The sequence below is a fragment of the Micromonospora globispora genome (assembly GCF_003857015.1).
GTDB lineage: Bacteria > Actinomycetota > Actinomycetes > Mycobacteriales > Micromonosporaceae > Micromonospora > Micromonospora globispora.
In genome coordinates this window covers 1-21,361 of record NZ_QGGF01000238.1, presented here as the reverse complement: position 1 = coordinate 21,361, position 21,361 = coordinate 1, and the positions used below count along the sequence as shown (strand labels likewise).

At 69.4% G+C, this 21,361-nt stretch carries 21 protein-coding genes; 8 read left to right on the top strand and 13 right to left on the bottom strand.

Features of this window, described 5'->3' with window-relative positions; all coding sequences use genetic code 11:
- Window positions 1–133: 133 nt before the first annotated feature.
- Window positions 134–979 (bottom strand): dienelactone hydrolase family protein, encoded by an 846-nt coding sequence (locus tag DKL51_RS10690; RefSeq protein ID WP_109966449.1) that lies wholly within the window; start codon window positions 977–979, stop codon window positions 134–136.
- A gap of 74 nt (window positions 980–1,053) precedes the next feature.
- Between DKL51_RS10690 and DKL51_RS10685 the strand changes: the two genes are divergently transcribed.
- The 3 genes from DKL51_RS10685 to DKL51_RS10675 all read left to right on the top strand — a co-directional run bounded on the left by DKL51_RS10685 (window position 1,054) and on the right by DKL51_RS10675 (window position 3,610).
- Window positions 1,054–2,046: a GlxA family transcriptional regulator gene (locus tag DKL51_RS10685; RefSeq protein ID WP_109966448.1), complete on the top strand. Its 993-nt coding sequence runs from the start codon at window positions 1,054–1,056 to the stop codon at window positions 2,044–2,046.
- A 219-nt stretch (window positions 2,047–2,265) separates the two neighbouring features.
- Window positions 2,266–2,733, top strand: a complete 468-nt coding sequence (locus tag DKL51_RS10680; protein WP_109966447.1) for a barstar family protein — start codon at window positions 2,266–2,268, stop codon at window positions 2,731–2,733.
- Between the two features lie 229 nt (window positions 2,734–2,962).
- Complete coding sequence (locus tag DKL51_RS10675; protein WP_109966446.1) at window positions 2,963–3,610, top strand: ribonuclease FAU-1 family protein; 648 nt, start codon at window positions 2,963–2,965, stop codon at window positions 3,608–3,610.
- Window positions 3,611–3,879: 269 nt separating this feature from the next.
- Here DKL51_RS10675 and DKL51_RS36245 read toward each other — a convergent pair whose 3' ends face one another.
- Window positions 3,880–5,046: a pentapeptide repeat-containing protein gene (locus DKL51_RS36245; protein WP_109966450.1), complete on the bottom strand. Its 1,167-nt coding sequence runs from the start codon at window positions 5,044–5,046 to the stop codon at window positions 3,880–3,882.
- Window positions 5,047–5,192: 146 nt separating this feature from the next.
- On the opposite strand from DKL51_RS36245, the gene DKL51_RS10665 reads away from it, so the two are divergent.
- The gene (locus tag DKL51_RS10665) at window positions 5,193–5,384 is read left to right on the top strand and encodes a hypothetical protein (protein ID WP_123809817.1); all 192 of its coding nucleotides are present in this window, start codon (window positions 5,193–5,195) and stop codon (window positions 5,382–5,384) included.
- Window positions 5,385–5,659: 275 nt separating this feature from the next.
- On the top strand, window positions 5,660–6,934 hold the full coding sequence (locus tag DKL51_RS10660) for an MFS transporter (RefSeq protein ID WP_109966445.1): 1,275 nt from the start codon (window positions 5,660–5,662) through the stop codon (window positions 6,932–6,934).
- Between the two features lie 798 nt (window positions 6,935–7,732).
- On the opposite strand, the gene DKL51_RS10655 is transcribed toward DKL51_RS10660, so the two are convergent.
- Window positions 7,733–8,758: an aldo/keto reductase gene (locus DKL51_RS10655; protein WP_109966443.1), complete on the bottom strand. Its 1,026-nt coding sequence runs from the start codon at window positions 8,756–8,758 to the stop codon at window positions 7,733–7,735.
- Between the two features lie 97 nt (window positions 8,759–8,855).
- On the opposite strand from DKL51_RS10655, the gene DKL51_RS10650 reads away from it, so the two are divergent.
- Window positions 8,856–9,458: a TetR/AcrR family transcriptional regulator gene (locus DKL51_RS10650; protein ID WP_109966442.1), complete on the top strand. Its 603-nt coding sequence runs from the start codon at window positions 8,856–8,858 to the stop codon at window positions 9,456–9,458.
- 208 nt (window positions 9,459–9,666) lie between these two features.
- Here DKL51_RS10650 and DKL51_RS10645 read toward each other — a convergent pair whose 3' ends face one another.
- On the bottom strand, window positions 9,667–10,263 hold the full coding sequence (locus DKL51_RS10645) for a TetR family transcriptional regulator (protein ID WP_109966441.1): 597 nt from the start codon (window positions 10,261–10,263) through the stop codon (window positions 9,667–9,669).
- Between the two features lie 120 nt (window positions 10,264–10,383).
- Here DKL51_RS10645 and DKL51_RS10640 point away from each other — a divergent pair, with 120 nt between their 5' ends.
- Window positions 10,384–11,292, top strand: coding sequence for an SDR family oxidoreductase (locus DKL51_RS10640; protein ID WP_109966440.1), 909 nt, complete (start codon window positions 10,384–10,386; stop codon window positions 11,290–11,292).
- A gap of 483 nt (window positions 11,293–11,775) precedes the next feature.
- On the opposite strand, the gene DKL51_RS10635 is transcribed toward DKL51_RS10640, so the two are convergent.
- Together DKL51_RS10635 and DKL51_RS10630 are read right to left on the bottom strand one after the other, a co-directional pair.
- Window positions 11,776–12,669 carry a site-2 protease family protein gene (locus DKL51_RS10635; protein WP_123809816.1) on the bottom strand — a complete coding sequence of 298 codons (894 nt, stop codon included), beginning with the start codon at window positions 12,667–12,669 and terminating at the stop codon, window positions 11,776–11,778.
- 226 nt (window positions 12,670–12,895) lie between these two features.
- Window positions 12,896–14,833: an AfsR/SARP family transcriptional regulator gene (locus tag DKL51_RS10630; protein ID WP_260428462.1), complete on the bottom strand. Its 1,938-nt coding sequence runs from the start codon at window positions 14,831–14,833 to the stop codon at window positions 12,896–12,898.
- A gap of 138 nt (window positions 14,834–14,971) precedes the next feature.
- Here DKL51_RS10630 and DKL51_RS10625 point away from each other — a divergent pair, with 138 nt between their 5' ends.
- Window positions 14,972–15,850, top strand: a complete 879-nt coding sequence (locus tag DKL51_RS10625; RefSeq protein ID WP_109964478.1) for an alpha/beta fold hydrolase — start codon at window positions 14,972–14,974, stop codon at window positions 15,848–15,850.
- 274 nt (window positions 15,851–16,124) lie between these two features.
- On the opposite strand, the gene DKL51_RS10620 is transcribed toward DKL51_RS10625, so the two are convergent.
- From DKL51_RS10620 to DKL51_RS10590, 7 genes are all read right to left on the bottom strand, one after another.
- A complete protein-coding gene (locus DKL51_RS10620) occupies window positions 16,125–16,511 on the bottom strand; it encodes a hypothetical protein (protein ID WP_109964477.1) in 387 nt (128 codons plus the stop codon).
- A gap of 35 nt (window positions 16,512–16,546) precedes the next feature.
- Entirely contained in the window at window positions 16,547–16,873 is a 327-nt protein-coding gene (locus DKL51_RS10615; protein ID WP_109964476.1) for a hypothetical protein, read from the bottom strand.
- Window positions 16,874–17,329: 456 nt separating this feature from the next.
- Window positions 17,330–17,851: a hypothetical protein gene (locus DKL51_RS10610; RefSeq protein ID WP_123809603.1), complete on the bottom strand. Its 522-nt coding sequence runs from the start codon at window positions 17,849–17,851 to the stop codon at window positions 17,330–17,332.
- Between the two features lie 475 nt (window positions 17,852–18,326).
- Window positions 18,327–18,848, bottom strand: coding sequence for a hypothetical protein (locus tag DKL51_RS10605; RefSeq protein ID WP_109964474.1), 522 nt, complete (start codon window positions 18,846–18,848; stop codon window positions 18,327–18,329).
- A gap of 24 nt (window positions 18,849–18,872) precedes the next feature.
- Window positions 18,873–19,409, bottom strand: a complete 537-nt coding sequence (locus DKL51_RS10600) for a hypothetical protein (RefSeq protein ID WP_109964473.1) — start codon at window positions 19,407–19,409, stop codon at window positions 18,873–18,875.
- Between the two features lie 46 nt (window positions 19,410–19,455).
- On the bottom strand, window positions 19,456–20,454 hold the full coding sequence (locus DKL51_RS10595) for a DUF4192 domain-containing protein (protein ID WP_109964472.1): 999 nt from the start codon (window positions 20,452–20,454) through the stop codon (window positions 19,456–19,458).
- A gap of 203 nt (window positions 20,455–20,657) precedes the next feature.
- Window positions 20,658–21,361, bottom strand: a 704-nt coding sequence (locus DKL51_RS10590) for a VWA domain-containing protein (protein ID WP_260428461.1), incomplete at its 5' end; no start/stop codon positions are given.

The window sequence follows — 21,361 nt, the reverse complement described above, 5'->3', positions numbered from 1 at the left end:
CTGCAATCCAGCGTGACCGACCTGACCCCGGACATCGGCCCTTCGGACAAGCCACTTCCCGGACCCGCCACCAGCCAGCCTAAACCCGCCCTCCGAGCGGTGTCTTGACATAAAGGGGTGCCATGAGAGTACGTCAATGCGTCTCATGCCCCCTCGGATCGTCGTGGCCGAGCCGTTCGGCAAGGAAGGCCAGGATCTCGTCTCTGGCGCGCAGTGTGGGGTGCCCCTGCTGGTCGACGAGATGGGCTGTGACGACGCTGTGGGGGCAGCCGACGACATCACGGAAGAACGGGGGTGGCTCGGGGTTGGCCGTCTCGCCCGGGATGACGCGTCCGTCGAACGCGTCGCCCAGGAGCGCCTGGTAGGCGGCGAACCGTTGGCCGGTGCACCACCGGTCGTTGTCGAAACGGTAGGCGAGCACCGTCAGCCCATCACGCTCGATGCGCTCGCGCACCATCACGGCGTCCTCGTCGCTGATCTCCAGTCCGGCGGGGTCGTCCAGTGGCAGCGAAGGATGGTTGACCACAGGCGCGATGACGGCCGGTTCGAGTGTCATGGTGAGCGCGAAGTTGCCGCTGAAGCACAGCCCGATCGCTCCCACGCCGGTCCCGCCGCACTCGGCCAGCGCCGTCCTGGCCAACCCGCGAAGCCAGGCCGTAATCGGGCTTGTGCCGCCACCGGCAAACGCGCGGAACTCGGCGCTGACGCAGGCACGGCGGACGACCTTCTCTCCGTCGGCGGTGCTGGGGAAGGCGCCGTCGATACCGAACAGCGACGGAAGGTAGACCGTGAATCCCGCGTCTCGAATCCAGCGCGACAGGCGGACGACGTCCGGGCTGATGCCGGGCATCTCCGGCATCAGCACGACAGCCGGCCCGGACCCGCCGACGTAGACGGTCTTGCTGACGCCCTCGGTGTCGATAAGCCGCGTCGAGAAGTCCGCGAGAGCGTCGTCCGCTTGCGGTTCAGTGATCGCCATAGCCGTATCGTCGGGCGGGAGTGTCTGGTCCGGCCAGGGGCGAGATCGCCACATGTCCGGGTAATCTCGCCACCATGGTGGCCCCGCTTCGTGTCGGTGTGCTCGCGTATCCAGGATGCTTCGCGTCGGAGGTCTTCGGGGTTCCCGACCTCCTCACGATGGCCTCGCACATCGCCGCGGCCAACGCGACCAGGGATCCGCTGTACGACGTGTCGATCCTGTCGCCGCGGCGGCGCGTGGTCGCCTCCGGCGGCTGGGCGATCACAGTCGTGCCGGTGCGGCAGGTCGATGTCCTCGTCGTACCCGGGTTCGAGCTGTGCCCCGGACTCGACCTGGACGCGACGCTCACGTCGCTCGGGCCGGAGATCGAAACCATCAGGTCCAGCTCGCAATCGGGAGTCGCGCTGGTGTCGATCTGTGTCGGCGCGTTCCTGCTGGCCGACGCCGGCCTGCTTGACGGGCGAGAGTCGACGACCTCGTGGCTGTTCGCCGACCGGCTGGCAGACCGTTGCCCTGGCACCGACGTCAGACCGGAGAAACTCGTGGTCACCGACAGCGGGGTGACCACGACAGGCGCGTTCAGCGCGATGTACGACTTCGCCCTCGGCCTCATCCGCGAGCACAACGGCAGCCGCGTCGCCCGCGCCACCGCGCGTGTCGCGCTCGTCGACGACGCGCGGCCGAGCCAGGCTCCGTACGTCGACGCGGAGCTGTTGCCGGCCACCGGCAGCCAGTTCTCGCAAGGCGTCAAACGCTGGCTGGACCAGAACGTGCGCGAGCGCTACGACCTCGGGCTGCTCTCCGCGACGTTCCACGTCAGCACACGAACCCTCCTGCGGCGGTTTCGCGGCGAGACCGGCCAGACCCCGCTCGGATACCTGCAGGCGCAACGGGTGCGCAGGGCGAAACACCTGCTCGAGACCACTGAGCGGACAGTCGCCAGCATCGCCGCCGATGTCGGCTATCGTGACCCCGGGACGTTCAGCGCCGTCTTCACCCGCCTGGCCGGGCACCGGCCGCGGGACTACCGCGCGACGTTCGGGGGAAGCGCCGAACCCATCTCCTGACGAACCGAAGCACAACGTCCGCCCATCGGCACGAGCGGTCGGCCGACTTGTCGGTCTCGCAGGTGCGGCCCCTGACGCCCGATCGGCGGCAGATCCGGTCCTACGGTCGAGGGCCGCCCGTCGTGCAGTGCTGCTCCCGGGCACACTGAAGACCATGGGAGACACGGCGTGCGCGAGGCCGCTGAGCTTCCTGGAACAACGTCAACGTGGTGGGGCTGAATGATAAACAACTGGTGGAACGGCTCCACTGATCACCTCGCGATCTGCTCGCGCAGTTCCCTGGTCGAGCTGGCAGCGGTGCTACCGGCAACGGGCAGGTTCATCGTTGCCCGGCTTGACGGAACGAGGATGACGGATGCGGACCACGCCTTCTACGAGTTCTCAGACGCGCTGCTCTTTCCCGGCTACTTCGGCTGGAACTGGGACGCGTTGTCCGACTGTCTCGAGGATTTGAACTGGTTGCCCGCGGACGGGTATCTGATCGTTGTCGAGAACGCGCCCCGGTTGCTGTCGAGCAGTGCCGAGGATCAGCACACGCTGTTCCGGATCCTGTCTCGGGCCGTTCATCACTGGGCGAGCCCGCTCGGCAAGAGCGTCCCGTTCAAGGTGCTGCTGCTGTGCGACCGCGACGAGGAGGCGGCGCTGTTGCGGCAGGAGATCGCCTGCGCAGTCCATAACATGCGGTGAAATCGTCGGTACTCGCGATCGCTGGCTGCCATCCACTCCTCGGCAGGACCGCGCGGATCGCGGCATGACCGGATCTTTGGCGCTGCGGTGCGCCAGAACAGTGACGTCGCTTTCGGGCCTGCATGCACAGGCGTGGTCATCGATGGTGCCGTCCGCGAGTTCCACGCCGACGAGGGCTGGGACGTTTGGGTAGGGATGTCCTCGCCGTCTCGTTGGTAGGGTACCGATCATGGACGGGGACGCGGAGGCGACGACGCACCGGTTTGTTCCCGGCGATGTGGTCGTCCGGCGGGAGATCCTGCTCGGTGAGGTGTGGTTCGCATTCCCGACGATCTGTGTCGAGGACTCCGACGACCTCCTCGCGCTTTACATCCCCCGCGGCACTCGGTTCGGTTTCCCGAAGGCCGGTGTCTTTCCCGCGGGACGTCACCCGTGGCTGGGGCACCACGAGCTCTGGCGCGGGCACGGGAAGTTGATGTTGCATCGACCTGGTGAGGCGCACTCCATCGACGTCTTCTGGTCCGGCCCGGAACGGTCCTTTGCCGGTTGGTACTTCAACCTCCAGGATCCGTTTAGACGTACGGCCTGGGGCATCGACACGTTGGACCACGAGCTCGATCTTTGGTGGGCCGCGGGCTCGGACAGCTACGCGTGGAAGGACGTCGAGGAGTTCGAGCAGCGCCTCGTGGAGGGGCGTTACCCCGGCATGGCGGAGGCCATCCGCGCCGAGGGCCGCCGGATCGCCACCCTGCTTGACGCCAGGCAGCGGTGGTGGGACGAGGCGTGGGCGTCCTGGCAACCAGACCCGGCTTGGCTACCGCCGGACCTGCCGGACGGATGGGATGTCGCGTCTGTCACCGAGCACGTTCGCCTGTGACTCCGCCTCATTCGACGTGCCGACGAAGAATAGGACGGCTGGATCTCCGAGGCGGCCACGACCGGACGACCTGCGGCTAGAAGCGGACGCCGAGGCGATCGATGGCCACTTCGCCGGCCGAAGCGGTCCAGGCGCTGTCGCTGATAGCCGGGCATGAGCATCGATGAGCACGGGTTCGACGTCGAAGCACGACACACACACAAGCGACAGAGGCCGGCACGGACGCCCTGGGACTACCGTCCAAGCCGACGTCAGATCGGGACCTCAGGTCACGGGATTGATCGCAGCGATGGGGCCTTCGTCGTGATCCCGGGGGGTTGTAGCAACGGCGGAGGCTCGGGGCCGGGGTCCTCGGTGACGGTGACGCCAGCGGCCACGTGGTCGAAGCCGGCAGGCCAACGGGTGCGTTCGCTGGCAAGAGCGCCGTCCAGACGCGCCTCGACGAGATTAGCCGTGCTGAGATCAGCGCCGCGCAGATCGGCCAGACGGAGATCAGAGCGGCGGAAGACTGCGCCGTTGGCGTCGACCTTCCGCAGGTTCGCCTCGCGCAGGTCCGCCTCGCTGAGATCGGCGTCGCGCAGATCAGCCTCCACCAGCCGCGCCCCTCGCAGGTCGGCCATGACGCAGCGGGCGCGGCGGAGGATAGCCGTCTTGAGGTCGGCGTGCCGCAGATTGGCCGACACCAGAGACGACTGGGTGAGGTTGGCGTGGTAGAGGCCAGCCGATTCCATGCAGACCCGGTCAAGGTTGATTTCCAGCAGCCAGAGCCCGTCGCAGTCGGCCCGGCGAAGATCCGTGGCGCTGAGATGGACCCAGCGCCATTCCCGGCGGTGCTGGCACAGCACGCCCAACCCGGTCAATGCAACCTGGGCATCAGCGGCACGCGTCTCCAGCGGTGCGATGTCGTTGATGGGGACATCCGCCGCTGGCGTTTCCGGCCCGAGAGGCGGCCAGGGCAGGTGCGTTCGCAGGAAGCCGGCCTGGATCGAGATGACAGCCTCCCGGTCGCGGGCAGAATGTTCCGCGATTCGCCACAGCGCGTGGAGCCCGCCGATGCGCACGTCCAGCTTGTCGCTGCCGAGCTGGTCCACCGCCCGGCTGAAGCGATCGGTCAGGTAGCCCTCCTGGGTGGCGCGCAGGCTGTCCTGGCTGACCCGAAGCTGCCGCCAGGTGGCGTAGGCACCAAAGAACACCACAAGGCCGGCGACCGCCTGGAGCATCGTCTTCCGGACTTCGCTCACCGCGCCCAGCCGGTCCTGCGCAGAGACGCTCGCCCCGGCGAGATCGTGTCCAACAACCACACCTGGTAGGACGACGAACGCCGTGCCAAGAACGGCCAGTCCCACCGCCCCACCCACGACGGCTACCACCGCACGACGGCCTACCGTCAGGTCGCGCCAGCGTCGCTGTCCGCGGTCCGGGCCGTCCAGTTCCATGGGCACGACAGAGCAGCCTACGGGCCGCTCAGAAGGCACTCAACAACGATGACATCCCGTCCTCCTCTGTGGACACGCTCGGGCCGCCGGCCCTTCGTTAAGGCGGTCCCGCTCCACAATCAGAACAACGCCCCGAGCTTGAACCCATGCGCTTCTACGCCGAAGGCCTTTGGTGGCACGGCATCGCGCGCGTCGCCGCGGGCTTGCCGGCGATCCGCCCCCAACCGAACATGATCGGTAACAGACGTCCGCCCAGCTTACGAGCTGTTTCAAAGGACAGTCTTTCCGATGCACTCAACTCGGCAAATCCGGACGGCAGCCGGGCCAGCTCGGCGTGACGCTGGGTAGCGCGCGGATCGGCAGTTGAGTGCGCGACCGAACGCGCGCACCGCGACCTTGTGCGCGCGGAACGCGGCATGGTCGAACGCTTCACCGCGTCACGTGGGGACGCCCTCGGCGACGTGGGCTCGCTATCGGGATGGCGGCAGCGGGATTGGTCAGCCTGGTGGGGATGGGGCTGGTAGGCGTGGTCGCGGCGAACTCGCCTGGTGTGGTCGAGGCCACCCAACTTCACTGACGCAGCCTGTCAGGGAAGTTCCCGGAGGCTGTGCACATGACCGCCGCCACCACCCCGCCCACGCAGATGCTTGGGGCCCGGACCGCATCGATCGATTCTCGCGTGCCGCTGGTCGAACCGTTGGCTGCGCCACCGACGGGGGGTCGAGCCGAGCGACTGCTCCTGCCGGCTACCTTTGTCACGAGCCTGGGCAACGGCATCCAGCTCGTCGCCTCCGCGATCCTGGTCTTCACGACCGCGGGCAGCGCGCTGTCGGTGGGGTGGCTGTTCATCGCGGCGTCCGTGCCACCGGCGTTGCTGTCGCTGGTGTTCGGGCGGATCGCCGACCGTTACGACCGGCGGACGCTCTGCCTGATCGCGGATGTGGCCAGCGCCCTGGCGGCATTAGTGCTGCCGGTCTGGCTGCTGCTGGGCGGGGCAACCACACCTGTGGCCTACCTGGTCAGTTTCGCGCTCGCCGCGCTGGCCGCGATGTTCATGCCGGCAAGCAACGCCCTGATGAAGGAGCGGGTCGCCCCGGATCGCCTCGTACGGTTCAGCGCGCACTACGAGATCGCCTTGCAGGCCGGAAATTTGCTCTCCGCAGCGGTGGGCGGATTCGCCATCCACCTGTTCGGGCCCACGCCGCTGTTCCTCTTCAACGGCGCCACCTTCCTCGTCTCGGCCCTGGCCATGTATCTGATCGGCCGGGGCCCTGCCCGCGCCGAGCGTGCCCAGCCGGCGGCCATCGGCAACGGCACGCCGACCGGTCGCACCGCCGCACCGCTGCTGCGCCTCGGCCTTCTCTACGCCACCTGCACGGTGTTGACCATGGTCGGCAACACCGTCTTGATCGTCTTGGTGTACCAAGGCTTCCACCAGGGCGCGGGTATCTACGGGCTGGTGGACGCACTGGCCGGGGTCGGGTTCGTGACCGCCGCCGCCCTCTACCCCCGGCTTCCCGCCAGGTTCGGCCATCTTCGCATCGCCGTCATCGGCATCGTCGGCTGTGCGGTCATCGTGGCCGTGGAGCCGCTGCATCTGTCCGTTCTTCTGGCGGGCATCCCCATCGCCGGCGCTCTGGTCGGGCTGGCCCGAGTAGCACCCCGTAGCCTGCTGCTGGCCAGCATGCCCGAGCGTAGGGCCGGCCAGGTCTTCGGCGCCACCAACGCGGCCGGCCTCGGCCTGAGTGCTGTGATCACCGTACTGGTCGCCACACTTGCAGATCACACGAACATCGCCAACGCGTTCTATTCACTTACGGTCATCACCGCCGTCATCACCGCTATCACGGCCGTGACCCTACGCAAGTCAAATTCGAAGATCGTCTAGGCCAGATGTCCGGTTCCACCCCAACCTCGGAACGCACGGATCTCGGCATGACCGTGCACGCGTCCGGCCCGACCAACTCCCGAACAGCGGCATGAGCGAGCACTGGCGCAAAGCAGTCGTGATTGCTAGCTGCAGCGTGCAGCGGGGAAGTCGTCAACCTCTCGTGTACCGCGGCGCGCTCTGAAAAGCGACTTAAGGCGTCGTAAGGGGTAGCTGACGACGTCCGGGCGTGGGTGCGGCCCATCGGGATCTACCACCAATGTGCTTCTGACAGTGATGCCGCCACGGCAGTCACGGATGACTCGCGTGGGCCCGCTGGCGGCCTCAGCGGCAAGGTCGATTCGCTCCTGAAGGGTCTCGGACCGGTCCTGATCCTCGTAGGCGAACCCGTGGCTCAAGTGCCCAGCGAAGGTGAAGCTGAAGACTTCCGCCCCGGAGTTGACTTGGACTGTGGCCACCCGCTCCGGCCAGACGCGAGGGTGCAACTCGACCACCAGGTCCTCCTCCGGGACCCAGCCCGACAGGATGGTCCACTCGAAGCTTGGATGCCGAGCCATCTGACCGGGCACCAGAGCGGCGAGATCGGGGGTGTTCACGACTGAGAGTGAACCACGGTCCGCGACCGGTGGGTTCAATAGTTGTCACCCCGCCAGAACGTCCACTCATCGGCATGACAGCGCACTGCGCCGGGCGTGGCCAACGTGGTGGATGCGCCGGCGAAACTGTCCCCTCGCCGCTGCCACCTCGGCCCACCAGCGGCGCGTCGAGGCAGCAGCGGTCACGGGTCTTTTGCCGTTCTCAGGCGGCGGCGCGTTCGTCGACGGGCCGGCGGCGCAGGCTTGCGCGCTGGATCGCGGGCGGCTGGTAGGCCATGTCCAATGCGCCGACGTCGGTGCCGGACGGGACGATCTCGTCGATGCGGTCGAGGATTTCGTCGGAGAGGCTGACGTCGATGCCAGCGAGCAGGTCGTCCAGTTGTTCCATCGTGCGCGGCCCGATGATCGCCGAGGTCACGCCGGGGTGGGCGATCGCGAAGGCCATGGCCAGGTGGGTCATCGGCAGGCCGGCCTCTTCGGCGAGCGGGATGATCTGTTCGACGGCATCGAGACGGCGCTCGTCACTGAGGTGCTTGAACAAGGCGACGCGGCGCAGGTCGGTCTGCGCGCCCTTGCGGATACGCCCGGTGAGCATGCCCTGAGCGAGTGGGCTCCATACGAGCGTTCCCATACCGTAGCGCTGGGCGACGGGCAGGACCTCCCGTTCGATGCCGCGGTTGAGAATCGAGTAGGTCGGCTGCTCGGTCCGGAACCGCTCCAGGCCGCGCCGCTCGGATACCCATTGCGCCTCGACCATGTCCGATGCGGGCATGGTCGACGAGCCGATCGCCCGGACCTTGCCGCTGCGGATCAGGTCCGTGAGGGCCGAGAGCGTCTCCTCGATGTCGACGGTCGGGTCCGGTCGGTGAATCTGGTACAGGTCGATGTAGTCGGTCTGCAGTCGGCGCAGCGAGTTCTCGACCTCGGTGATGATCCACCTCCGAGAGATGCCGCGCTGGTTGGGATCGTCACCCATGGCGCCGTTCACCTTCGTGGCGACTACGACGTTCTCGCGGCGGCCCTTGAGCGCCTTACCGACGATCTCCTCAGACTCGCCGCGGGAGTACAGGTCGGCCGTGTCGATGAAGTTGATGCCGGCGTCCAGGGCCTTGTGGATGATGCGGATCGAATCGTCGTGATCCGGGTTGCCGATGGCCCCGAACATCATGGCGCCCAGGCAGTAAGGGCTGACCTGGATGCCCGTGCGGCCCAGCGTGCGGTAGTGCATGGCTCTCCTCTGGCGGCGTATGATCGGATAAGCGGAACGGCTTACCACTTAACCAATATACGGAACACCTTCTCACTTATGCAACAGGAGGGCTGGAGTGAGCGCGGCCACACCTGAACGGGCACGACGCGTCCGCGCCGACGCGCAACGCAACATCGACGCGCTGATCGACGCAGCCCGGGAGGTCTTCGCCACCTCGGGCGTGGACGCCCCGGTACGCGAGATCACCACCAAGGCCGGGGTGGGCCTCGCCACCTTCTACCGCCACTTCCCGGAGCGCTCAGACCTGATCACCGCGGTCTTCCGGCATGAAGTCGACGCCTGCGCCGACACCGCGGCCACCCTGGCCGCCACCTACGAGCCCCTTGAGGCCCTCGTCCGCTGGCTGCGCCGGTTCACCGAATTCGTCGGGACCAAACGCGGGCTCGCCGCGGCCCTGCACTCCGGCAACCCCGCCTTCGAACCGCTGCCGGCCTACTTCCAGCAGCGCTTCGAGCCCGCCCTCGGATCGCTGCTCGCCGCCGCAGCCGCCGCCGGGGAGGTCCGCGATGACGTCGATCCCCTGGAACTACTGCACGCGGTCTCCCGCCTGTACTCGCCGACCGGCGTGGACCACACAGGTGACGATCGCATGGCCGCCCTGCTCATTGATGGACTGCGCTACGGCGCCAAGCCGAAGCCCGAGTCCGCCGAGCACTGAGCTCACTCACCAAATCGGCAGGTGAAACAGCACACCTGCACCGGGGCGGTTCGCGAATTGCGGACGCACATTCAACTCGGCAGTTCAGGATGCCCGCACGACTCAGAGGCCAGCTACCAAACGTGATTGCCTCGGTCGGCGGGCGCGCGCGGGTCGCGGCATAAGAGTGCACCCGTTCAGCAGTGTTGCCGACGTTTCCTCACGACCGTCAGGTGGGCGTCGCCGCGTTCGGCGCCGGCACGGCTGGGGCCGACGTGACCGCGCGCAGCTCGGCGGCCATCTCGGCGATCAGGTCGGTGAGGGAGGCGTCGCAGCCGGGCGCGACCCAGCGGGCAAACGCCACCCGGAAGACCGTGACGCCCGACTCGGTGGCCAGGGTGGCCGTGGTCTCGCCGACGCCCTTGGCACGCAGGGCGGCGGCGACCGCCGCCGCCAGCGAGCCCGTCTTACGCAGCTCGCGCTCCTGTAGCTCGGGGCTGCCCTCGATGATGGACTGGCGCACCCGAACCAGGTCGAGGCGGTCGGCGAAGACCTCGTCCGCCACCCGGTGGAAGGCGGCGATAACCGTCTCGAAAGGGGCGGCGTCCGTCTCGGCGACCGCCTTGACTAGGACCTCCTCCAGCAGCTTGCCGCCGCTGAAGAGCGCCTCGCGCTTGTCGCCGAAGAGCCGGTAGAACGTGCGTTTGTCGAGGCCGGCGCGGGCCGCAATGTCGGTGACCGTGGTCTGCTCGAAGCCGCGCTCGCGGAACAGCTCCAAGGCGGCCGCCTCCAAGCGGCCGCGCGCGTCCGGTTGCCAGCGGGTCATGCCGGCAATGGTATCCGATGTCACACGGCGACATCTTCCTCGGCGAAAGCATGTCGTGTGGTGACATCACGGTGTACGGTGATGTCACAAGATGACATCAGTCCTTGGGAAGGAACCACGATGCGGGTATTCGTCACCGGCGCCTCCGGCCACCTCGGCTCCGCGGTCCTGCCGGAACTGCTCTCCGCCGGGCACCAGGTCGTCGGCCTGGCCCGCTCCGACGCGTCGGCCGCCGCGATCGAGAAGCTCGGCGCCCAGGTGCGCCGCGGCGACTTGTCCGACCTCGACGTGCTGCGCGAGGAGGCGGCCTCCTCCGACGGCGTGATCCACCTCGCGTTCCGCCACGACCTCATGCTGACCGGCGACATGTCCGGCGCTGCTGAGGCCGACCTAGTCGCCCTCAAGGCACTGGCCGACGGTCTGGACGGCTCCGGCAAGCCGCTGGTCGGCACGAGCGGGACGGCCATGCTCGTGATGGGCGGCATCGTCGGCCGCCCTGGCACCGAACGGGACGTGTTCCCGGGCGGCTACCGGATCGACGCGGAAAACTTCGTGGCCGACCTCGCCTCGCGCGGCGTGCGCTCCTCGATCGTCCGGCTCGCGCCCACGGTGCACAGCTCGCTCGACCACCACGGCTTCATCACAGCCATCATTGCCACCGCCCGGCAGAACGGGTACGCCGCATACGTCGGCGAGGGCGCCAACCGGTGGCCGGCCGTGCACACGCTCGACGCGGCCGACCTCTACCGGCTCGCCCTCGAGAAGGCGCCGGCCGGCTCGCGCGTGCACGCGGTCGCCGACGAGGACATCCCGTTCGCCGAGATCGCCGCCGCCGTCGGCCGCAACCTGGGCATCCCGGTCCGGAGCATCAGCCCCGAGGAGGCGGGCGACTACTTCGGCTTCCTCGGGTCGTTCGCGCAGATGGACAACCCGGCGTCGGCCGTGATCACCCGCGAACTGCTCGGCTGGACCCCGGCCCACCCCGGCCTAATCGCCGACCTCGACGAGGGGCACTACTTCCAGGCATGAACCACAAGCGACGGCCCGGGACTGTTCCCGGGCCGCCGTTTCGTTTTATCGGGTACTCGGGACGAGCCCAGCTGCTCGGCTTCATCGGCTGACGCTCAAATCCGAACGCCGAAATCGACCAGGATGCGTGCGCTCAATTCGGCACGACAGTGCAGGTGCCCGACCAGTCAACGCTCGGTCAGCGGCAGATCCGCGCGTCGAGGGCCGCCCGACGCGGGTCAGCCATCCGTTCACTGCCGGGTGGCGAGCCATGGCTGGCACAGGTGTGGGAGGACGGGGGCGACCTAATCACGCCGCGCGTCATCGTCGTCAAAGACGGGGCGATGGTGGTCCGGTCCGGCGGTTGAGGGCGAGGTCGTACCCGGTCTGGATCGGCCGCGACCACGACGGCGATGTCGCCTGCTTCATCGCCGACATGCGGCCGGTCAGCAAGGTGAAGACGACGCTGACCAGGGCAAGGGCTGCTGATGTTGGCCGGTGCGGCTAGAACGGCCGCGGGATGTAGGCGGCGTCCATGCCGATCAGGCACACGGCGATGGTGAAGACGTAGGCCGCGGCGATCTGCCAGCGGACCGACGTCTCGATGCTGAGGTACTCGTTGGCCCGTCCCGATTTGCGCTCGCGCCAACGGTGCCACGTCTCCAAGCCCCCGAGGATCAGGATGAAGAAGAAAACGGGCGACGGGTGCCAGATGATCAGCCCAACCGCGGCAGCCATACCGCCTAGCCAGACCACCGGATGCAGCGCACCCGCGACCCGTCCGCCGTCCAGCGGCAGCACGGGGAAGAGGTTGAAGAGGTTGAGGAAGAAGGCGGTGTAGGCCAGCGCCCGCAGGAAGTCCGAGTTCATCGACTCGGCGACGCCGAGCACGGCACCCGCACCGAGCAGGCCCGCGATCGGTCCGGCCAGCGCGGAGACAGCCTCCTGCGAGACGGACCGCTGTTCGCCCTCGATGTTGACAAACGCGCCGATGAAGGGGATGAACATCGGCGCGCTTGCCTTGATCCCCTGTAGCCGGAGCGCAAAGACGTGCCCGAGTTCGTGCACGAACATCAGCAGGACGAACCCGACGGCGAACTTCCAGCCCCAGAAGATCGCGTAGGCGGCGATCGAGATCAGCATGCTAAGGAACGTCTTGAGCTTCAGCAGCGTGAACAGCCCGAACTTGCCGATCAGCGCAATCTTGCCGAGCACCTTGAGGGTCGCACCGCCGACGACTGCGGTGCCGCCGCCGACTTTCCCTACCTTGGCCCGCCAGGTCCTACGCCCGCCCATTACGGCGTTATGCATGTCGGCGGCCGTCTGGTCAGTCGCGGGCGCGGCTGGCTGCGGCCGTACGTCGGGGCGCAGCTGGCGGTCCAAGGACGGGTCGCTCATGACCGGCGACGGTAGCAGGCCTGCGCTAGTGCCGGGGGCATCGCAGCTGGCCGTCCCTTCGTGCGTGACGGGGCGGGTCAACGCCCTGAACGCGGCAGATCCGGACATGTGATCAAGGCATGTTTGTCGGTCGTCGGCGGCAGACCGAAGGCGATGCGGGAGGGCCGTGCTCGTAGTGGCCTGGCGATCGGGGGACGACCTGGATCTCATGGCTCAGCCCTCCGGCTCATCGAGTGCGGCTGAGGGCCGCGTCGAGGTCGTCGAGATAACGTGAGACGGGGCCGACGGTGAGCATGCCGCTGCCGGCCCCGGCCAGCTCGTTGGCGGCTGGCGTGAGTTCGGTCCGGGCGCGTTTCATCGCCGTATGGTCGTCCAGGGCGATTGCAGCCTGGGCGGTGAGGCACCACAGGGCCTCGAACAGCAGGTCGCGCGGCGGATCCGGGGTCTGACGCAGCGCCGTGGCGGCATCGGCCAGGCGGTCCCGGGTCAGTAGGACGAACGGGCGCACCCAGGGCGTGTAGGGGCCCCAGTCGGTGTCATCGTCGAAGCGGATCGGGTCGCCGTGCCACACGTGCAGGCACAGCAGGGCCAGCGGTAGGAGGCCCCGCTCGACGCCGGGCATGCCGGCGTTGGCGAGCTGTGCTGCCGCGTCGCGGTAGGCGGCTTCCGCGGCCTGTGGCGAGGGCCCGGTCGCGGCCAGTCGCAGTGCGCGGTACCACTGGGTGAACACGCCGACCAGCGGGCGGTCGTGCCGCTCGGCGAGCCGGTCTGCTGCGGCGGCGTGCTGGTCGCCGGTGGCGAAGTCCGCGAGCGCGCCGCGGGCCTGTAGTCGGACGAGATGACCGAGGATCTCGAACGTCACCAGGCCGTGCCGGGCGGAGAGCATGACCAGCTCGGCACCGATCTCGTCGCGCTCGGGAGCCAGGCCCGCGCGGTGAAAGGTCTGCATGAACACGCCGTTCAGGGCGAAGGCCAGCAGAGCCGGGTCGCCCAGGCGGCGCGCGGTCCGCTCCGCTTCCCGGGCCGCCTCGGGCCCGCGCGCCGCGCGCGTACCGCGTGACTCCACCGCGATCGTGGCCAGCAGTCGGGCTCGGGTGGCCTCGGACGAGCCGGGGCGAAAGGCGGCCAGGGCCCGCTCGGCCGCCGCGACGATCTGCGCCGCCCGCGCCGGATCATCCGAGCGCGTCCAGATCGCGGGTACGTCGTAGCCGCCGATCACCCGGGCGGTGAGCTCAGGATCGCCCAACTGCTCGGCCGCGGCGATGGCCGCGATCCGCTGCTCCCGCGCCGCCTCGAGCCCGCTCGCCCCCGTCACGGCGAGACTTCGCAGCAGGCCGACCGTCGACTCCAGTCGAGCCCCGGAACCGGACGCCACGGTACGGTCGTATGCCGCCGCGGTCTCCGCCCAGACCCGTTGCGGTCCCGGTGAACCGGGACCGTCGCTGACTCGATCGGCCTGGCGGAGGATGTCGGTCTCCAGGCGACGCAGTCGCGGGCTCGGATCGACGCCGAGCTGTTCCAGGAGGAGGTTGCGGGCTCGGCGCAGTACCGCAAGCGCATCACCCTGGCGTCCCGTGCGGTACAGGGCGAGCGCCAGCAGCCGCCACGCCTCCTCCCGCCACGGATGCTCGGCCACGTGGGCGTCGAGATCGGGTACGACGTCGGAGGCGCGCCCGACATCCAGTCGCGCCTCGGCCCGCTGCTCGATCGCGTTCAGCCGTAGCTGTTCGAGGCGGGAGCGCTCGACGCGCGACCACGGCTCGTCGTCGAAGCCGGCGAACGCGGGCCCCCGCCACCAGCTCAGGGCACGATCGATCCGCTCGAGTGTCTCGTGCGGGGGCGCCGTGGACGCGACGGCGACCTCGTCCTCGAACCGCCAGGCGTCGACCGCGTCCGGCGCCGACCGAAGCGCGTAGCCCGGGCCCTCGGTGACCAGCAACCGAGCCGGCTCACGCGGTGGACGCTGCGGCTCCAGCGCGCGCCGCAACGCCGCAACGAACGTGCGGACGGCGCCCACCGCGCCTGGTGGGGGCTCCTGCCACAGGTCGTCGACGAGGCGGCTGACCGGTACGACCCGGCCGCGCGCGACGACGAGTCGCGCCAGCACCGCGCGGTGTTTCGGCCCTTTCAGGTCTATCGGCGCGCCGACGCCGTCCCAGGCCACAACCGGCCCGAGAACACCGAACCTGACCTGCACTGATCGAACCGCCCTTCCGCGCCTCGGCTCAACGTAGCGCGCTCATCGGTTGCTCATCCGCGACCGGCACGCTGGAATCGTCCACCCGACGAGAAAAGGACGATCATGACTTTTGCCATTCCCGGGTTCGACTACCAGCGCGTCACGGTCGACGATGACGTGACACTGAACGCGGCGGTGGGAGGTACGGGCAGCCCGATCGTGCTGTTGCACGGCTTTCCGCAGACCCACGTCATGTGGCGGCACGTCGCCGTCGACCTGGCCGCCGACCACACCGTGATCTGTCCCGACCTGCGAGGCTACGGCGCCAGCGACAAGCCCGACGCGCGCGACGCCGACACGTACTCCAAGCGGACCATGGCAGCCGACATCGTCACCCTCGCCAGCAAGCTCGGCCACGAGCGCTTCGCCCTGGCCGGACACGACCGCGGTGCCCTCGTCGCCATCCGCGCCGGCCTCGACCATCCCGCTACGATCACCCACCTCGCCACCCTCGACGTCCTGCCGACGCTGGACATGTGGGACATCCTGCACGGGTCCACCGCCGCTGTTGCCTTCCACCTGTACCTGATGGCCCAGCCACCCGGCCTGCCCGAGCAAATGATCAGCGCCAGCGCGGACGCCTTCTTCGGTTACTTCCTCGACGCATGGGCCCAGAACCCGCAGGCCATTCCAGCGGACCTGCGGGCGGAATACCTGAAAGCCTCGCGCGAGGCGGTCCCCTCCATCGTCGCCGACTACCGCGCCTCGGCCGGCATCGACATCGAACACGACCAGACCGACCGAGCCGCCGGGAACCAGCTGTCCATGCCGGTCACCGTCGTCCAGCAGGATTGGGGATCCGCACTCGGCTTCGACGCCGCCGCGCTATGGCGCACCTGGGCCGCTGATCTGGAGCACCGCACCACATCGGCCGGGCACTTCATGGCCGAGGAAGCACCCGACGAGATCATCAAGGTGCTGCGCTCCCTGCTCGCGCGGTAGCGAATCGTCTGCCCGCCGACGGCGCGGTGACGCGCTCAATTCGGCAGAAGCGGATGCGTCACGTGTCGGCAATGCGAACGGCTCGCCGTCGTCGGGGTCGTCGGCGGCCGGCACGACGAGGGTGACCGCCCAGCCGACCTCGTCGATGATCTCGTCCTGGCGGCGTATGAACTCTTCGCTGCCTATGATGGGCCTGCTCCTTCTGTCGGTGTGCGATCCGCTGCGCCGTCCCTTTCGCAAAGCGCGGCGGGCCGGAGGGTGCCGTGGGGCTATGTCACGTCGCGGTGGTGTCGTTCGGCCCTCGCTGCGGGCCGGCAGGCTGTGGCGGGTCGACCTCGACGAAGCCGAAGAGCCGTTCAATGAGCTGCAGCGCCTGGGTGTGATATCGGTCGGCGAAGCCGCGGCAGATCGCCGGCTTGGCGTCGGGGTGCTTGTAGTGGGGGAGCGTGGAGTGGCAGACGATAAATGACTCCCTGGCTCGGGCTTCGGCGACCAGATCGCGAAGCCGACCCGGGGTGAGGTGCATCTTGTTGCCAGGGGCGAACACGCAGGTGTCGCACTGCCGCGACAGCAGGCGTGACTTGCCGAGGTCGGGGTCGCCCACGCTGAGGTTCGCGTTGGTGGTGCCGACGTGCTTGCCAGGGTCGGGCAATGGATCCATGGTGTCTCCTTCTGCAGGTGCCTATGCGGCCAAGGTCAGGCGGCTCGCGGCGCCGACGTCGGCCGTTGCTGTGGTGGGTTAGGCCGGAACCAGCCGGCGAACCGTGCCGCTGCGGCGGCGGCAGGGGCGATGACCCGCGCCCGGCCACGGGCAAGCAGCGTTGGCCGGGTCGCGGCGCGGCACGCTCGGTAGGCGTCCTGTGCCGGCGGACACGGGTACGTCTCCTTGTGGCAGCGCAGGTTGGCGCAGTGGCCGGGCCGGTCGGGGTCGGGAAGGTGCTGGGCGGCGACGTCGGTGGCGAGGAGCCACAGCAGGACGTCGGTGGCGTCGGGCGGTACGGCGCGGCGGTGCGGCTGCGACATCAAAGGCTGCCCTTCCGGTGCGGGTGCGACTCGGGTGGCCGCCACCCTGGCCAGCGGTGCGGGGGCCGCTGTCGGGTCCGCCGGGGTGGCGACCGCGACGAGTGACGCCCGACTTTCCGGATAGATCAAGTCGTCGCCGCGACATCGGGTAGACGACGCCCTGGCCCCGCCCGGCGGGTCGGGTGTCTCGGCGGTTGACGAGGCAGCCGCCAGTGGCGGGGTCGTCGTGCCGGCAGTCCAGCAGCAGTTCGTCGTAATGGGCGCGCTGGCCGCCGCGGCGGCACTGCATCGGTGCCGGGACATCGAGGGCTTCGCGGTCGCGGCCGGTGCTGGTGGTGTGGTCGTGGGCGGGGGAAGGTACAGGTGCTGTAGGTGCCGAACGGTCTGGCGGGTGTGCGTAGCCGAGCGCTGCCCTCGTTCTGCACCTCGACAGTGTGTGGTTGATCTCGGCCAGGATCAGGTCGGCGTAGCGGGCCAAGGCGACGGCGGCAGCGGTTGGTCTTGGCCGGTGGCGGACTCCTCCTGGTGGGTGCCGTCGTCGGAAGTGGGCAGCGGTGTCCATGGCCACTGGTAGGCGCCGATGGCGTAGCAGCCGTTGGCGTCGGGGCTGATGCGGTCGCACTCGATGCGGCGGGTGAAGCCGAGCTCGTCGTGTTCCCACTCGACGACAACGGTGTCGCCGTCGAAGCGCAGCAGCGGGTGCTCGCCGGGCATGTCACCGAGCCGCAGCCCGTCGAGGTGGGTGGCCATGAGTTGCACCGCGTAGCGGGGGAACCGGGCAAGCACCGCGCCGTCGTCGACGCTGGTGTGCCCGACGGCGACTAGCGCGCGGAACGCCCCGCCGGCGACGACGTGGCAGGTGACGGCCATCGGCGTCCACGTGGCCCCCGGCGGCAGAAGGTCCCCTCGGCCGGCAGCCGCCTCGTAGCGAACCCGGCCGCCGCGGGAGGGGTCGACGGTGATGCTGATCCAGTGCAACCGGGGAAGGCTTGCCTTGCGGAGCAGGCGCCACAGGCTGGCCGATCCGGCAGCGGCGCAGCGGGAGCACCACCCGGAATTCCGGCGCGGGCGGCGCCATGGCGGGCCGCACCCAGGTCTCCGCCCGCGCACTGGAAGCAGTGGGGTGCTGGCCGGCGGGACCGGGTGAACCCGTCAGCGAGAGGCCATCGGGGCCGCTGGTCAAGAGGAGGGCGGGGCGGCGTCGCCTCCGGGAACCACGGTTGCCGGCTGCGGCCATGGTGGTTTCGGCGAGGGGCAGCACGTCCTCCGTGCGCCACCACATGCGATACGACATCACAAAGCTCCAGGGAGAAAGCAGCGGCGGCGTCCCGGTCAGGACCGGGACGCCGCGCGAACGGAAGGAGGAGAGCGCGCACGGCCGGGACTCTGATGGCGCCGCAGCTTGTGCAAGGCCCAGACGAGTGCCGACGCGTGCGCGGGAGGGGGCCGGGTGTCAGCCGTGGGCGGTGCCATCGCCGTCGTGGCGGAGTGGCTCGTCGGCGTCGAGGTCACCGCCGAGGGCTTCGTAGCCTTCCTGCCCGTCCCACTCGATGTGGGCGGGTAGATCGGCGAGCGCGGCTTCGATGGTGTTCTCCGCGTTGGTGAAGGCGTCCTCGCGGGTGGTGGCGGTGATGTCGATGAGCAGGGGCAGGGTGAGGCGGACCTGCCAGCGGCGGGGCAGCAGCGGCAGGTCGAGGACCTCCAGGAGGCTGTTCGCGGCGTCGATGCTGACCTGCTCGGTGCAGACGGCGTCGGCGAGCGCTTCCCGCAGTTGCCGGTGGAACCGGTCGATCGCGTCCGGGTGCCGGGCGGTGTCGGGTGGGGTGTGGGTCTGGCGCAGGTGGGACAGGACCTGGGCGGTGGTGTGGGTGAGCCAGCCCAGTGGTGCCTGCTGGCCGGGGTGGAAGGTCTCCCAGCTGGTGCGCAGGATTGTTTCGAGTGCCGGCTCGCGGGGTGGGATGTCCGCGCTGGTCATCTGCGGTGTGCTCCTCTTCTGGTTTCAGTGAACGGATGTGGAGGCGCCCGGCAGCCGGGATGAGGCGCGGGGCGCAGGAGTTGCCGGCGGTGCCGGTAGAGGGCCGGCTCGCCGGTGCGTGTCGGTGGGCTCTGTGCAGCTGTGGTCAGGGCGTGGCCGGGTATGCGCTGTCGGGTTGATCAGCGGCAGGGTGCTGTCGCCGGGACGGGTGATCAGACCGGTGCCCAGGTCGGTGAGGGCGTCGCACTCCTGCCGCAGGCGGTCGGTGGCCTTGTCTCGCTGGGCGAGGGCGCGGGTGAGGGCGTCAGCGACGCGGTCGAGGTGCTCTCGCATGGACAGGACTGTGTTGATGTCGCCGTCGGAGTGAACGTCGCAGAGCAGGTCCGCCGCGTTGGTCAGCGTGGCGATCTGCGCGTCGGCGGCGGCGATGCTGCAGCCTGCCGAGAACAGCGCGCACACGGCGTCGGGATGCTGCGCACAGGTCTGGTCCAGCTTGTCCGCGTCGAGGGCATAACCCTCCCTGCGGATGAGGTGTCGCAGGACATCGAGGTAGTCAGACACAGGTTTCCTTCCGGGATGGTGGCGTGACCGGTGATGGCGCTCGGGGTCAGGGCGCGGTGGGGAAGTCCTGGTCGGGCCAGCCGTCGAGCACGGACGGGGGGAGCCCTTCGCGTAGCGCCCGGTCGATGAGCTGGGCGAGGGAGTAGGTGGGATTCGCTTGCAGAGCCCGGTCGACGGCGACGGAGGCCAACGCTCCGGCGCCGCTGCGCCAGGCGGCGAAGGCGAGCAGGCTGGCGGGCGGGGCGGCGAGGTCGGGTTGGGCGCGGCGGGTGATGTCGCTCCACAGCGCGACATGCCACGGCTGCGAGTCGGTGGCCCGCCACGCCGTGTCGCGGACCGCGGTGATCGGCAGGAGCACCGTGAGCCAAGCCAGCTCGTCGTCGGTGAGCACCTGGTCGTCGGCGTAGCGGGCGAACGTTGCCCCCACGATGTCCTCGCCCGCGCGGATCAGCGCGTCCCGGCCACCGTCGGTAGAGAGGGCGCGGCGGCGTGCTCGGGCCTTGTAGGTGGCCCGGGTGACGGCATGGCGGGCGGGACCGTCGATGGGGGCGATGCTTTCGACGAGCGCCCGCCGGTCGGGCAGGGTGCTGCAACCGGCGACGATGGCGTGCAGGGTGAGGTCGCTGCGGTCGGGGTCGAAGGGCATCCCGTCGATGGGGCAGCAGGTGGGGTCCTGGCAGAGGTAGGAGTAGTAGCGGCGGTCGGTGACCCGCAGTGCGTCGAACACGTCGATGCCGGCGTCACACAGCCGGGCTGTGACGGTGTCGACGACCGGGGTGACCCGGCTGGCGGTGCCGTAGCCGATGACGATCGCGGTCGTCACGCTGGCGTGGTGGAGCATGCGCAGCTGTTGGGGCATCAGCTCGTCGGCCCAGTCGACCGCATCGGCGGGGTCGGGTAGGTCGGTGCGGCTGGCGACGGCGACGCGGGTGCCGGCGAGACCGACGAGGACCAGGCTGTCGGTGGGGTGGAAGCCGAGCAGGTAGGGCACGGCGACGATCAGATCTGCCGGTGAGGTGACCGGTAGGCGGTGCTTGTCGCTCACGACGTCTCCAAATGTGTGAGGGAGCCCGGGCACGGCGGTGCCGCCGTGCCCGGGGTGCGCGGTCGCGCGGCTAGCCGGGCAAGCGGCTGCAGGCGGTGCGAGGGGAAGGACCGATCGGTGTCGGTCGAGGAGGCAGGCGGGTTCATCCGCGGCGTCTGGCTTCGCTGCAGGCCGTCTGTCCAGGGCCGGTCAGCTGGCTGGTGTTAGGCCTGCTCGAGGGCGGCGACGGCGGCGTCGGCGATGTGTCCGGTGGCCTGCACCGGGTCGGCGACCTCGACGGTGGTGGTGTCGGTGAAGGTGTGCCCGTCCAGGTCGGCGGGGCGTAGCCACAGCACGGCGCAGCCGGCGCGGTGCAGGGTGCTGACGAGCCGCTGCGCCGCCGGGATGTCGTCGAGGTCGCCGTCGGAGACGACCGCGAGCATCCGCAGCCTGCCGGGTTTACGCAGGTGCAGCAGCTCGTCGGCGAGTTTGACGGCGTCGATGAAGGTGCTGCTGCCGCCGAAGGTGTTCATGTCCTGCACGTGGGTGGGGCGTTGCCGTGGGCCGATGAGCAGGGTGACGTCGCTGCCGAAGGCGATGGTGGCGGTGACGGCGTCGTTGCTGCGGGCGGCGTGGGCGAGGATCCACCCGGCCGATGACATGGGTCCGGCGTAGGGGTGCATCGAGTACGACACGTCGACGATGACGGCCAGGTGCAGGGTCGGTTTCGGCGGCGGCAGCGTGGCCCGCTGCTGCCAGGGTGTGGCGGTGGGGATGGTGCCGGCGGCGCGCTGCGCCTGGGCGGTGATGGCGTGGCGGGTGCGAAGCCTGCCGGGTGGGATGAGGCTGCCGGGTGTCGGGTTGGTGGGTGCGGGCGCGGCGCAGCCGGGCGGCGAGGTGGCGGGCGGCGGCGCGTTCGGCTTCGGTG